General features: G+C 58.5%; 13 protein-coding genes. 7 read left to right on the top strand and 6 right to left on the bottom strand.

The features are described 5' to 3' along the window. The 3 genes from NTW95_13560 to rfbB form a co-directional block, all read right to left on the bottom strand. On the bottom strand, positions 1-978 hold a 978-nt coding region (locus tag NTW95_13560), incomplete at its 3' end, for a hypothetical protein (protein MCX6558433.1). Between the two features lie 94 nt (positions 979-1,072). Next, a complete protein-coding gene (rfbC, locus tag NTW95_13555) occupies positions 1,073-1,636 on the bottom strand; it encodes a dTDP-4-dehydrorhamnose 3,5-epimerase (GenBank protein MCX6558432.1) in 564 nt (187 codons plus the stop codon). A gap of 8 nt (positions 1,637-1,644) precedes the next feature. Continuing rightward, positions 1,645-2,724, bottom strand: coding sequence for a dTDP-glucose 4,6-dehydratase (rfbB, locus tag NTW95_13550; protein ID MCX6558431.1), 1,080 nt, complete (start codon positions 2,722-2,724; stop codon positions 1,645-1,647). A gap of 109 nt (positions 2,725-2,833) precedes the next feature. Here rfbB and mtgA point away from each other — a divergent pair, with 109 nt between their 5' ends. Next, on the top strand, positions 2,834-3,601 hold the full coding sequence (gene mtgA / locus NTW95_13545) for a monofunctional biosynthetic peptidoglycan transglycosylase (GenBank protein ID MCX6558430.1): 768 nt from the start codon (positions 2,834-2,836) through the stop codon (positions 3,599-3,601). A gap of 115 nt (positions 3,602-3,716) precedes the next feature. On the opposite strand, the gene NTW95_13540 is transcribed toward mtgA, so the two are convergent. From NTW95_13540 to NTW95_13530, 3 genes are read right to left on the bottom strand one after another with little or no spacing between them, the layout of a single operon-like run. After that, positions 3,717-6,230, bottom strand: a complete 2,514-nt coding sequence (locus tag NTW95_13540) for a S9 family peptidase (protein ID MCX6558429.1) — start codon at positions 6,228-6,230, stop codon at positions 3,717-3,719. A 22-nt stretch (positions 6,231-6,252) separates the two neighbouring features. Next, positions 6,253-7,173 (bottom strand): DUF1684 domain-containing protein, encoded by a 921-nt coding sequence (locus NTW95_13535; protein ID MCX6558428.1) that lies wholly within the window; start codon positions 7,171-7,173, stop codon positions 6,253-6,255. Between the two features lie 9 nt (positions 7,174-7,182). Further along, positions 7,183-8,205, bottom strand: coding sequence for a homoserine dehydrogenase (locus NTW95_13530; GenBank protein MCX6558427.1), 1,023 nt, complete (start codon positions 8,203-8,205; stop codon positions 7,183-7,185). Between the two features lie 267 nt (positions 8,206-8,472). Here NTW95_13530 and NTW95_13525 point away from each other — a divergent pair, with 267 nt between their 5' ends. The 6 genes from NTW95_13525 to NTW95_13500 all read left to right on the top strand — a co-directional run. Then, positions 8,473-9,045, top strand: coding sequence for a hypothetical protein (locus NTW95_13525; protein ID MCX6558426.1), 573 nt, complete (start codon positions 8,473-8,475; stop codon positions 9,043-9,045). Positions 9,046-9,331: 286 nt separating this feature from the next. After that, entirely contained in the window at positions 9,332-10,165 is an 834-nt protein-coding gene (locus tag NTW95_13520; GenBank protein ID MCX6558425.1) for a VWA domain-containing protein, read from the top strand. Beyond that, complete coding sequence (locus NTW95_13515) at positions 10,144-10,827, top strand: tetratricopeptide repeat protein (GenBank protein MCX6558424.1); 684 nt, start codon at positions 10,144-10,146, stop codon at positions 10,825-10,827. The genes NTW95_13520 and NTW95_13515 overlap by 22 nt, the downstream gene beginning before the upstream one ends. Further along, positions 10,811-12,580: a BatD family protein gene (locus NTW95_13510; protein ID MCX6558423.1), complete on the top strand. Its 1,770-nt coding sequence runs from the start codon at positions 10,811-10,813 to the stop codon at positions 12,578-12,580. Before NTW95_13515 ends, NTW95_13510 begins: the two co-directional genes overlap by 17 nt. Then, complete coding sequence (locus tag NTW95_13505) at positions 12,577-13,329, top strand: SH3 domain-containing protein (GenBank protein ID MCX6558422.1); 753 nt, start codon at positions 12,577-12,579, stop codon at positions 13,327-13,329. Before NTW95_13510 ends, NTW95_13505 begins: the two co-directional genes overlap by 4 nt. Then, positions 13,326-13,760, top strand: a 435-nt coding sequence (locus NTW95_13500) for a radical SAM protein (protein MCX6558421.1), incomplete at its 3' end; no start/stop codon positions are given. The genes NTW95_13505 and NTW95_13500, both read left to right, overlap by 4 nt.

Genomic DNA, 13,760 nt, shown 5'->3' with positions numbered 1-13,760 from the left:
TTGCGCCCGCTTGAAATTCTCCTCATTGGCCTCAATATTGGGAAATTCCCGCTCCAAGCTTGACAGGGCCGCGGAATCGATCAGGGGCTCAAGCTGGGGATCTTTGCTCAGCGCCAGGCCAGGTTTCAAGCCGCAAATGCTGCTGGTGACCGTCAATGTGGGGATCAGGATGACATGGCGCTTGCGGGCAAGGGCCATCAGGGCATCGGCCGGTTCCCGATCGCACCAGATATGGGCCAGGATGTCGGCTCCACATTCAATGGCATCGCTGGCATCCTGCAGATTGTCTATGTGCACGGCCGCCAGTTTATTGCGTTTGTGGGCGGCGGTGATCAAAGCGGCCATGGTCGGCTTGTCCAGGGAAGGGAACTTCCAGCCATGGCTGTAGATGATCTTGATGAAGTCAGAGCCCTCAGCGATGCGGGCGTCCACGAAAGCCTGCGCCTCCTCCGGCCTCGACAGGGTGGGAATGACCAAGCCGTATTCGGTCCCATGCCCGCCGGGTACCGTGGCCAGCGTGCCGGAGGAGACAAGGTCGGCGCGGTCGGGAGTGACACCCGCCGCTTGCTGGTCCTTCATCGCTTTGACGAGCTCGACGCTGGTGAACATATCGATGTCGGTGGTCACGCCGAACTGTACGGATTGCTGCAGCCCGACGCCGAAGATATGGGTATGGGAATCAATCAGGCCGGGCAACAGGGTCTTGCCTTTGCCGTCGATGATCTGGGCACAAGCTGGAATTTTTACGGCCGCAGCCACGTTCTCTATTTTGCCGTCGCGCACGAGCACCATGGCTTTGTCGATCACCTTTTCCCCGTCGAACACGCGCACGGCGCGGATGACGAAGCATCCGAGCTTCGCCTTTTCTTGACCGGATGCGGCCGTAATCATGGCGCTTGTGCAAATTGCCAGCAGCGCTGCACTTGCCAAGACCTTGAACGCCATGGCGCTCACATTGCTTCCTACACGTTCCATCATGTTCAACTCCTTTTTACTTTGGATCATCCTGATAAATTCATGATCAATGAAAACAAGTTCCCTTATAGTAAATAACGAGATACGGAGTCAATGGTTATGCAAATTGAAAATATTCTGCAGAAATTATTTCTTCGAAACAGGGATGTTGGCTGTCTTTCTCCGACACCTGTATTTTCGCTTTGTCCAGTATCCAGTCGATTTTCAAGAACGGGTCGTCATAGCGTATCCCGGCTTCATGCTCCGGCGAATAATAATTGTCGCACATATAGGCGAAGATGGCTTCGTCGCTCAAAACCACGTACCCGTGCGCGAAGCCGGCGGGGACCCACATCTGCCACTTGTTCTCCTCGTTCAATTTCCTGGCCACGTGTTTCCCGAACCAGGGCGAGCCGCAACGGATGTCGACGGCGACATCCAGCACTTCGCCGCGGACCACCCGAACCAGCTTGCCCTGGGCCACTGGCGGCTTCTGGAAATGGAGCCCGCGTAAGACCCCGTGAACGGAGAACGACTCGTTTTCCTGGACGAATTGCATCGGGCCGACAGCCCTGGCGAAGTCGTCATGGCGATAGGATTCGAAAAAATAGCCGCGCCGGTCGCCGAAAACCCGGGGCTCGATGATCTTCACGTCGGGAATTTCACTGGCCGTGATCTTCATGCTTCCTTTCATCTCCTGGTTCCGAGCCTGGCCAGGTCGTATTTCTTCTCGCGGATGGCCTGCCACCAGGCTTCATGGTCGATGTACCACTGCACGGTCTCCTGGAGGCCGGAAGCGAAATTGTGCCCGGGTTGCCAGCCAAGCTCGTTCTTGATCTTGGCAAAATCGATGGCGTAGCGGTAATCGTGCCCCGGCCGGTCGCTGACAAAGGCGATCAAGTCCGCATGCGTTTTGCCCCCGGCCCGGGGCTTGAGGCGATCCATGATCGCGCAGATGCTCTTCACGACATCGATATTCTTGAGCTCGTTGCCGCCGCCGATGTTGTACGAGGTGCCGATCTTGCCTTCGGCCAGGACCCGCTGCAACGCGCCGCAGTGGTCGTCAACGTACAGCCAGTCGCGGATGTTGGCCCCGCGGCCGTAAACGGGCAGGGGTTTCTCGTGCAGGCAGTTGATGATCGTCAGAGGGATCAGCTTCTCGGGAAACTGGTAGGGGCCGTAGTTGTTCGAGCAATTGGTCAGCAGGACCGGCAGGCCGAACGTCTGGTGCCAGGCGTTCAGCAGGTGGTCGGAAGCCGCCTTGGAAGCGGCGTAGGGCGAGTTGGGATGGTAGGGGGTTTTTTCGCTGAACAGTCCGCTATCGGCCAGCGCGCCGAAAACCTCATCGGTGGAGATATGCAGGAAGCGGAATTTTTCCCTGGCAACGCCGGGGCGGGATTGCCAATAGGCCAGGGCTTCTTCCAGCAGGCAGGCGGTTCCCTTGATATTGGTATCGATAAAAACCATCGGCGCGTCGATCGACCGGTCGACGTGGCTTTCGGCGGCGAAATTGATGACAGCCTGCGGTTGGAAGCGGTCCAAGGCATCCTTTAGCAGCGGCCGGTCGTTGATATCGCCCTTGATGAAAAAGTATCTCTTTCCCTGCCATTTTTCCTTGATCGCGGTCAGGTTGTCTTCATTGCCGGCATAGGTCAGCTTGTCGTAATTGACGACCCTTCCCGAAAACCCGGGGTCGACGAACAGGTGGTGGATGAAATTGCTGCCGATAAAACCGGCGCCGCCGGTAATGAACAGGGTGTTTTTTTCCATGTTGCCTAACGGGTTTGTGAGGTATCTGGCGATGCCACCCCGCAATGGGGGGCTGGGGGATGAGTTTTTACTTCTTGACAGCAAGCAGCGATTGCATTACCCTGCACGCATGGAGACCAACGAGATTCCGGCAAGGGGCAAGCGCCACTGGCTGCTCATCGGCGCCGCGCTCCTGGCATTCGCCCTGATTGGGGGGTTGCTGTTCTGGCTGACCTTGCCCGATGTCGCCTGGCTGAAAAAAGAAAATCCTCATGAAACGGCGATGATGAGATTCCGTTCCGAACAGGCCAGGCAAAACGGGGTCAAGGCGCGGCGGCTATGGAGGCGCGTCCCCCTTTCCCGCATCTCCCCCTATCTCATTCAGGCGGTGCTGATCGCCGAAGACGACAAATTTTTCGAGCACGATGGATTCGACTGGGCGTCCATGCGCAAGGCGCTGGAAACCAACATCGAAAAGAAGCGGGTGCGCCGAGGCGGCTCGACCATCACCCAGCAGTTGGCCAAGAACCTTTTCTTGAATCCCGGGCAGAGCCTTTGGCGCAAGCTGCGCGAGGCGGCCATCGCCATCAGGCTGGAAAATGAGCTGAGCAAGAAACGCATCCTGGAACTCTACCTGAACCTGATCGAATGGGGGGACGGCATCTACGGCGCCGAAGCCGCCGCCCGGATCTATTTCCAGTGCCCGGCCGCGGCCCTCTCACTTTCCCAGGCCATTCGCCTGGCCTCGGTCCTGCCCAATCCACACCGTTTCTCGACGACCGGCAACGACAACAGGCGCATGAACCGCAAGCGCAAAATCATCGCCGGCCGCATGCTGCAGCGGCACTGGATCCAGGCCGAAACCTACGATCAGGCGCTGGCGGACATGGGCCTTTGAAGATCTTGGTATACGGTAGACGGTATACGGTTTACGGTAAGTAATTTCTGGAATAATTTCTTGAAAATGTCCTACCGTCGACCGTATACCGTGAACCGTAAACCGAGTATTAATCTCACTCTGGGTACAGATCCTTCCACCATTCGCCCTGCCCCTTCAGCCAGCGGTCGAACCAGGCCATGATGGTCTGCAGCCAGCGCAGCCGCTGCGCCGGGTCCAGGATGAAATGCTGCTGGCCGGGGAAGGTGACCAGCGCCACCTCCTTGCCCTGCAGCTTCAGGGCGGCGAACATCTGGTAGCTTTCGCCGGGAGGCACGTTGTTGTCCTCTTCGCCGTGCAGCAGGAGCAGGGGCTTCTTGATCCGCTCGGCCATGAACAGCGGGCTGTGGCCGACGTAGATATCCTTGCGGTTCCAGGGGAAACTGTTGGCCGCGGCAATAGCGTTGTAATCGTATCCCCAGTCGCCCACCCCCCAGTAAGAGGAGATGGCGCTAATGCCGGCATGGGAGATCATGGCGGCGAACAACTCGGTCTTGCTGGCCAGCACCTCTGTTAAGAAACCCCCGTAAGAAGCGCCGATGGCGCCCACGCGGCGGTTGTCGATGTAGGGATGGGTACGCAGCAGCTCTTCGACGCCGCGGATGATCTCGGCCGAGGTGATCTCGCCCCAGTCGTTGACGTGCAGGCTGGAAAATTCCTGGCCGTAACCGATGGCGCCGCTGGGTTGTAGGACGCAGACGATGTAGCCGTTGGCGGCGTACCAGTCCTTGGGATAGCGGCCGCCGAAATTGCGGCCGGTCGGGGTGACCCCACCGTAGTAATTGACGATGCAGGGATAGAGGCGCTCCGGATCGAACCCGGGCGGGTAGAGGATATAGCCCCCGATCGTCTTGCCCTCATTGGTCTTGAAGGTCCAGTTCTCGCTGCGGCCGAAGCGCACGCGGTCGAATTGGGCTTGATTGTAGTCCTTCAGCAGGCGCGGCTTTTCCCCGTCCAGGCCAGATACGAACAACTTCTGCGGAGCGCCGAGGCAGGAACCCGAATAGACGGCTTTGCGGATTTTTGCAAAGCTGACTTTTTCCACGGCATCTACCGCGGTCTCTAAACGCGCGAATTTCTTTTCGGCCGGGGCGCAACGGTACAGGCGGGCATAATCGTTGTCGGTCACCTGCAGGTAAATGCTGCCGCCGGCATGCCAGACGGCCGAGCTGATGGCCGGAGCGAACCTGCGGCTCAGCGCCTCGGCTTTGCGGGTCTTCAGATCGAAGACATAGGCCTGCCAATCGTAATCGTTGGGGATCGTCCCATTGGGCAGGGTACTGCCCAGGCCGGTAAAAGCGGATGGACCCCCCAGCAGGAGCAACTTTTTGTTATCGGGCGACCAGCAGAAATCTTCGATCCAGGGGTCGTCTAGGATCTTTTCCCGCCGGCCGTCGGCCAGGGTGACCAGCACCAGCGTGTTTTTATGATAGGGGCGTACCCGGTCGTCCTCGCTTTTGGCAGCCAGCAGCAGCAGGCGCCCGTCGGGGCTGATGCGCACCTGGCTGAAGTTGTCCGCAAAGCCGGCCAGGGGCTGACGCACGCCCGACTCGGGGAAAAACAGGGTCAGCGCCTGGCGCCGTTCCGGGGAGCGCCAGCGGTCGTCGAGGTTCTTGACGCGGTGGAAGGTCTTCTCCTTGTCGGCTTCTTCCCGGGTGGCGTACACCAGGAACGTATTATCGTCGGCCCACCAGCAGACTGCGAAATTTTTTATGCCGGCCAGGATGGTCCGGCAGGCGTGGCTGCCAAGATCGTAGACGCAGAGGTAGGTCGCCTCTTTCCGCTCGCGGCTGAAGGAAAAACTGCGCGAATCCTTCAGCCATTGGAAATTGTCGACGGCACCGAAACCCTGCGAGCTGAAAACCCGGTTGCCGTTCTCTGTCTCCAAGATCTCGAGCCAGCTGTTGCTTTCGCTTTCGCCGAATGGACGCTGGCTCAATGCCACCGCCACCCGTCTCCCGTCCGGGGCCAGGAAAACCTCGTTGATGTTCACCAGGTTCAGGACGTCTTCCATGCTTGTGCGCCGGTCGGGAACCAGGGAAACATCGACCGGAGCGGCGGCGAAAGCCGGGTTGTTCGCCAGGCTGGCCTGCAGTTGATAGCTCTTGTTGGCGCCGGCAGGCATTAACCCTTTGATCAGCAGCAGGTGCTTGCCGTTGGCCAGGCTCAGCAGGTAACTGTTTTTCCCCGCTTCCTTGACCGGCGCACCGTCAAAATATACCTTGAGCGCGAACGGCGCTTCCAACGCCAGCTCCGCCTGCAGCCAGCGCTGGCTTTCCAGGTAGACGGCCAAATAGACCGCCTGCCTGGAGGCGGAGCCGCTGAAGCGCGCCGGCGCCGGCTGCCAGCTTAACTGCCGCTGGCTGCCCCAGCGCACGTCCTCCACCGCTTGCGGGCAAAGCCGGAGCGGCGCCAGGAAGTCGTATTCCAGCGCCGCGTCCTCGCCCGCCGGGAGGGCCGCGCCGTCGGCCAGGATTTCAGCCGGGCCCAAAACCAGCCACTGGTTGATCTTCACTAAGTTTGCCTGCGCAATGGCGGGCAGCGCCGCGAGCAGCATGATCCAAATGCAAAACAACGTTCGTGATTTCATGGTCACTCCCTAATGGAAAATTTCAATGGGGATAGGTTTTTTCTCCTGCCGGGATAACGACATCTAAAATATTTTCCAGGGGCGGCAGCGGGCAGTTGTAGGCAGGGGAATAGTTGCACAGCGGGTTATAGCAGCGGTTGAAATCCAGGATGAATTCCTCGCCGGCCGGATCCGGCGCATCGATGAAGCGCCCGACCTCATACGATTCCTTGCCGTTGGTGTCGTCCTTGAAAGGAATGAAAAGGGTGTCGGAATCGGGTCCCTCCAAACTTGACTTCAAGGCGGTCAGTTCCAGATCCCGGCCCTGCAGCTGGAAATGGACCCGGCCGTAGCGGTAGAAGGTCTTCTCCAGCTTGCGGGTGGTGATGATCTTGATCTCCCGCTGCTCGGGAAACTTTTCCAGCCGCGCCTTCACGGCATAGGCCGGAGCGGGGGGAAAATAGAGCAGGTGTTTGAAAGCGAGCAGCTGCGGGCGCTGCGGATCGAAAACGATCAGGGCCAGGGTGTCGGGCCCCGGATAAACGGCCAGGGTGAAGCGGTCGACCTTGAACAGGCTCCCGGCCGTCAGCGCGTCAACGTCGGAAACGACGGAGCGCTCGCCCTGGCTGCAGGAAACGGTGCCGACGGCGTCGTGCCAATACCATTTCCCCTCCCGCGCCGATACGGCGAAAATCGTTCCGGCCCCAGCCTGAGGCTGGAGGGAGACAACGCCGGCGCTGAGCGCGATGTACGTTTTTTCACGGGTGGTGATGGTCAGGCGCACGCTTCCGGCCATGGGTGACGTCGCCGAGGTCTTGAATTCGATATCCTTCTGCTCCCGTTCCCGCAGGAGCTCCTGTTTCCAAACCGAGTCCCCTCCCGCGCCAGCCTGCGCCGGCGCCAGCGAACAAACCAGCACAACCGAAATCAGCAATCCCGCTATTTTTCTCCAATCTATAGCCATTCGTTCCTCCTATCGGCTCGCCACTACGGTCACCAGGTCCTGGAGAACCCCAGAGGCGGTATCCTTCAGGTCGGGGTTTTCCTCCAAGAACCAGAACGGCCCCAGCATATCGGTTTCGAGGCGCAGGGCGGCGGCCCGGCCGTTGACCATGGAAAAATAGCTGCCGGCCGGCACTTCCTGCGGCCTCACCTCGGCCCGCACCGACCCACCCTCCCGCCAAGCCCGGCAGACCAGCTTCAGCCGCTTGCCCGCGGCCGCGGCCCGGGCAATATCCTCCGGCTTTATGTCTCCGATCCCGCGCGGCGCGATTTTTTGCGGGTCTGTGTCGGCAGCCAGGAAAAAGTTCGCCAGGATGGCGGTCTTGGCCGCGGAATCCCAGCCGTCGATATCCAGGCGCGGGTCGGCTTCGGCGAAGCCGAGGCTCTGGGCGGTGCGGACAGCAGCGGCCATGGATTCGCCCGCCTCCAGGCGCGAGAGGACGAAATTGCTGGTGGTGTTGAAGATGCCGGAGAAGCCGGTGACCCGGCAGGCGGGCAGGGCGCGCCCCAGGCAGAAGATCGGCGTGCCGTCCATCACCGCGCTCTCGAAGAGAAAGCGAACTCCCTTCCTGTGCGCCAGCTCGTCCAGCTCGCGGAAGGCGAAGGCGGCAGGCCCCTTGTTGGCCGTGACCGCGTGCTTCCCGCGCTCAAGCGCGGCGCGAACATGGGAGACGGCCGGGTCGCCCCGTTTTTCGATGTCCAGGGTAGACAGCTCCACCAGCACGTCGTAATCGAGCGTCTGCACCGCCTTGAGCACCGGCATGGGCGCCTCGGGAAAAGCGCCATTCTTTTCAAATTGCTCAAGCGCCGCTGCCAGGCCGATGCCGGCTGGATCGACCAGGCCCCCGTGCCGCCCGGTGAAAATGGCGATCATCTCCATGTCCAAGCCGGCCAGGCCAGGATATTTTTCCCGTTCCCCGGTCAGCATGGCCGCCATCTTCCGGGCCACGTTGCCGAAGCCGACCAAAAGAACGCGCATAGGATTTTTCTTCATGGCCCCATTGTAGCGGTTTCAAAGCACCTTGTAAACGATGTAAGATTCAATACAAAATTACCAGGTATCAAATGGAGGGGTTCATGTAGGGGTTCAGGTAGGGGTTCAATACGAGCTCCCTGAGATCATATTGAACCCCTACGATCATATTGAACCCCTGAGATCATATTGAACCCCAACGTTCATATTGAAACCCAACGTTTATTCGAATTTTCATCATTCTGGAGAATATTCGCAAATTTTCACCGTACATGATAAATTGGCACGATGAAATTCGATCCCGAGGTCCAGCGCCGCCGATCCATCCGTATGCGTGGGCGTGACTATTCTGCGTCTGGGAAATATTTCCTGACCATCTGCACCCAAAATAGAGAATTGATTTTTGGAACCATAGAAAACAAAAGCATGCTCCTCTCTCCGGTCGGGAGGATTGCCGAAAGATATTGGAAAAACATTCCCCGCCATTTCCCAAATATCAGACTGGATGAATACTGCATCATGCCCAACCATATCCACGGGATTTTGATCATAGAAGATATCGCCAATGTAGGGGTTCAATACGAGATCAAACAAAATCATATTGAACCCCTACATCCTGTTGAACCCCGGTTCCATTCATTTCAACATATTGTCCCGAAATCGATCGGTTCGATTATCCGCACATATAAAACAGCGGTTACCAAACGCTGCAAAGAAAACGGTTTCGATCAATTCATCTGGCAAAGGAATTTCCATGATCGCGTGATCCGCGATAACGGCGAATTAAAAAGAATTCAACAATACATCAGAAATAATCCGGCCAATTGGGATACCGATGATGAAAATCCCTGTATTAAATAAATTCAATACAAAACGAATTTGGATGGGATGTTGGGGTTCAAAACGAGATAACATCAGATCGAATTGTTTGGGGTGGTCATGTAGGGGCTCAATGCGAGATTTGGAATATCAAATGTAGGGGTTCAATACAGTCTCCCAAGATATCATATTGAACCCCTACACGTTCATTATTGAACCCCCACATTCATTTTGAACCCCCCGCCATCTTTTTTCCCCCGTCTTTTTCTGCTATAATTCTGACGAAAATGGCTGAATCAATAGTTATGAGAATACCGCATATACTCCCATGACCTTCGCCAACCCCAACCTGCTGCTACTGCTGCTGCTCCTTATCCCCTTCACACTGCTGGTCATCTGGAATCGCGGCCTGGAGATCGTTTTCCTCCTCGACACCTCCAATTCGATGAACGCCGGGGACCTCCAGCCCAGCCGCCTGGAGGTGGCCAAGAACCTGATCGTGACCATCGTCGACGCCCTGAAAACCGACCTGGTCAGCCAGATCAATTTCGCCGCCGTGGCCTATGTCCAATGCCCGTTGACCATGGATTACGAGGCGTTCAAGCTCATGGCCATGGCTTCGCGGGTCAGCCCGGCCGAGGAGCAGGGAACCGATTTCGCGCAAGGGTTCGACCTGGCCCTGCGCATGTTCAAGAAAACCCCCAACAACCAGAAATTGCTGGTGCTGATCACCGACGGCGAAGACCTGGAGAACCATTGGCCCGATTCGCTCCAGCAGCTCCAGAAGGAAAAGATCACGATTTTTACCGTGGGCGTCGGCATCCCCGCCGGCGCGCCGATCCCCATCCTGGATGCCGACGGCAAGACCGTCGACTGGAAAAAGGACGCCCGGGGCAACATCGTCAGATCGCAGCTCGACGAAGGCACACTGATCCGCATCGCCTCGGCCGGCCAGGGGCAATATTACCGCTTAAGCGCCGCCTCCGGCATCGAATCCTTTATCCGCATCCTGAAAACGTACGAACGAACGCTCTTGAACCAGAAAGTGAAGAGCAAAAAAATCGACCGCTTCCAATATCCCCTGCTGCTGGCGGTCCTGCTGCTGGTCGCTGAAATGCTCCTCAGCGACAGGAAAATAACATGGCGAAAAAAGCGTTCCTGATCCTGCTGGTCCCGGCTCTGATCTTCCTCTCATCGGGGACTTTGTGGGGCTGGGCGGATACGACCGTCCACTGGTGGGACTGGCATTGGTTCGAGCCCGCCGCCCGCAAGAACCAGAAAGGGATCCAGGCCTACGAGCAAGGCAGGTACTCGGAAGCGCTCCAGGATTTCCTTTCCGCCAAGGGGGTGAAGCCCGACTCGCCCGAGCTCAAGAACAACACCGCCTCGGCCTTGTACGAGCTGAAAAAATACAAGGAGGCGGTCGACGAATTTTCGCGCCTGGACCCCGGCCGCCTGCGCCTGGGCAAAGCCGATTTTTACTACAACCTCGGCAACAGCTACTACCGCCTGGGGCAATTCCCCCAGGCTTTGGAAAACTACAAGCGCAGCCTCCGCCAGAATCCCGACGATGTCGACTGCAAGAAAAATTTCGAGCTGACGCTGAAGAAAATCGAGGAACAAAAGCAAAAACAGCAGCAGAACCAGCAGCAGCCGCAGCAACAACCCCAGGATCAAAAAAACCCCCAGCCGCAGGAGCAGGAACAGCAGCAGGCAAAGCAAAAATACAACGCCATGATGCAATTCCTCAACCAGAACGAAAAGCAACAGCTGGAAAAGAAAAAGCGCAAGCACGGCGCCACTAAAAATGAAAAAGACTGGTAGAGTGACATTCATCGCCCCCTGGCTGCTGCTGCTGGCGCTTCCCCTGGCATTGCCCGCGCTTGAAGCCGAGGTCAAAGCTTCCATCAACGCCGAGAGGATCGGCCTCGACGACACCCTGATCTACACCCTGACTTTCAGGAACATCAGCAATCCGCTCCAGCCCGACCTCAGCCATTGGGACGATTTCAAGACCCTGCAGACGTCGCGCAGCACGGAGTTCCAATTCAGCAACGGCGCCAGCACCTCCTCGACCACGTTCACCTATTACCTGATGCCGGTGCGCACCGGGAAACTGACCCTGCCGCCGGTCCAATACAGCCATGAAGGGCGCACCTACCAGACCCAGGCGCTGACGGTGGAAGTGGTCAAAGGCAGCCTCAATCCGCGCTCTCCGGCCCAGGCCAACCAGCCGTCGCCCCTGGACGAGGATTTTTTCGCATCGCCGTTTCACCAGGACCGGCAGGAACAGCCGGTCGACGTCCGCCTGCGGGCCGTGATCTCGAAAACGAACTGCACCAAGGGCGAGCAGCTGTTGTTCCGGGTGCTTCTGTACACGCGCAACCGCATCGAAGCCGTGAACATGGTTTCCAGCCCATCGTTTGCCGGCTTCTGGCAGGAGTGGTATCCGGTGCCCCAATCCATTTCCGCCGGCAGCGAGAACGTAGACGGCGTCATCTATCAGGTTTACGAGATCCGCAAAGCGGCCCTGTTCGCCGGCGAGAGCGGCACACTGACCATCCCGGCCCTGCAGTTCGAAATGCAATTGGCCGATTCCGCCTCCATGTTCGTCACCGCGCGGCCGGTGCTGCGCTCCACCCAACCGCTGAAGATCACGGTCAGCGAACTGCCGGCAACGGCCACCGGGCTGCCAGTCGGCCAATTCAGTTTTTCGGCAAGCTGCTCGCAAAGGCAGGCCGACATCAACGACATCGTCACGCTGCGGCTGGAGATCAGCGGCAGCGGCAACTGCAAGACCATCATCCCGCCGGCGCTGCCGAGCGACGAATACCTCCAGGTTTATCCGGCCAAGATTTCCCAGGAGAACGGCTATGGTCCCCTCGCCTTGAAGGGGACGGTCCGCGTCGAGATCCCGGTGGCGTTCAACAAGGCCGCCGCCGTCACGTTCCCCTCGCTGGAATTCAGGTATTTCAACCCGGAGAGCCGCAGCCTGGTCAGCCTGCGCAGCCAGCCGCTCGTCATCGAGGTCAGCGGCGAAAAGTTGAAAACGGAAAAATCAATGACCTTGCCGCAGAGCGCCATCGTCCAGAAAGGCGAGGACATCGATTTCATCAAAAGCGGCCCGATCGTTGACCAGGCGCGCTATCTCTACCGCCAAGGCTGGTACAAGGGGATCATCATCCTGCTTTTCGCCGTGAACCTGCTGTTCCTGCTGAAAATCACCGTCTGGCGGCGCGCCATCGTTGACAGCCCGCTGCTGAAAAACCGGCGCATCCTCGGCCTGACCCTGCGCCGGCTGGCCAAGGTGCAGCACTACGAAGACATTGCCGCCATTTTGGAATACTATTGCGTGGAAAAGAGCGGCCTGGGCTTGGCCGAGATCAGCAACCAGAAGATCGGCGAGCTGCTGGGCCGGCGCCAGGTCCCGGCCGCCAGCATCGACCGCTTCCTGTTCGTCAAGGGCCAGGCGGAGCTGGCGAAATTTTCCCCGCTCAAGAAAAGTCAGTCCGAGTTGAAAAGCGACCTGCTGGCGCTGCGGAAATTGCTGCGGGAAATCGACCATAAACTAAAATGAAGAAAAATAAAATCATCCCGTTCTCCGTCCTGCTGCTGCTCCTGGCCGTTGCCGGCCGCGCCGTTGTCGAAGATGATTTTTCGACCGCCAACGCCCGCTACGCCGCCGGCCGCTACGGGGAAGCGCTGGGCATCTACCTGCGCATCAGCCGCCAGCTGACCAACTGGCATGTTCTGTACAATATCGGCAACTGCTATTTCAAGCTCGGCCAGCCGCTGGCCGCCAAGATTCACTACCTCCGCGCCCGGAAATTCCGCCCCCTGGACGGCTCCATCGCCCGCAACATTGCCATCGTCAACAAGAGCTTCAAGGATATCACCCTGGCGGCGCCGACGATTGACTTCATTTCACGGGTCATCCAGGTCGTGCAGGCCCGGTTGGACGTGAATTTGTTGAGCCTGCTTCTGCTGGCCGCCATTCTGACGTTGAACGTTTTCCTTTTCCTGCTGTTGAAGAACGGCAAACGGAAAAAGATCGTCTACGGGTTGGCCTTTTCTTTGCTGGCCAGCCTGGCCCTCGGCGTTTATCTTTATGACCGGGCTGCCGGCCAGCAGCAGACATCGATCGCCGTAGTCAGCGAGGCGGACTCCGTCTTGCGCAGCGGCCCGGGCGAGGGCAACACCGAACTGTTCAAGATCAATCCCGGGCTGGAAGTGAAAATTCTCGACCGCAGCCGGGACTGGGTCCAGGTTTCCGCCTCCTCTCAGGTCGCCGGCTGGATCGAGCTGAAGCGCCTGACCCTGATTTGAAAAAGACCGGGCTGTACATCCATTTCCCCTTTTGCCGCCGCGCCTGCTTCTATTGCCATTTTTTCAAGAGGAAGCTCCAAACGGAGAAGGCCGATTCCTGGCTGCGGCACCTTGGCCGGGAGATGCGCCTGCGGCGTGACCCGGACCTGTCATTGGACACAGTCTATTTTGGCGGCGGCTCGCCCTCGCTGCTGACCCCGGGCCAGGTCGCCACTCTTCTCGAGGCCGCGGCGAAGCATTTCGGCATTTCCGATCGACCCGAGATCACGCTGGAAGCCAACCCCGAGGACCTCTCCCTGCCGTTGCTGAAGCGGCTCCATTCCTGTGGGATCAACCGCATGAGCATCGGCGTCCAGTCGTTCCAGGAACGAGACCTGCGCTTCCTGAGGCGGACCCACAACGCGGCTCAGGCGCTGCGGGCCGTGGCCATG

This window comes from Candidatus Aminicenantes bacterium (assembly GCA_026393795.1).
Lineage (GTDB): Bacteria > Acidobacteriota > Aminicenantia > UBA2199 > UBA2199 > UBA2199.
Note: the sequence above shows the minus strand (reverse complement) of the source record. Positions and strands in the feature narration are given on the sequence as shown.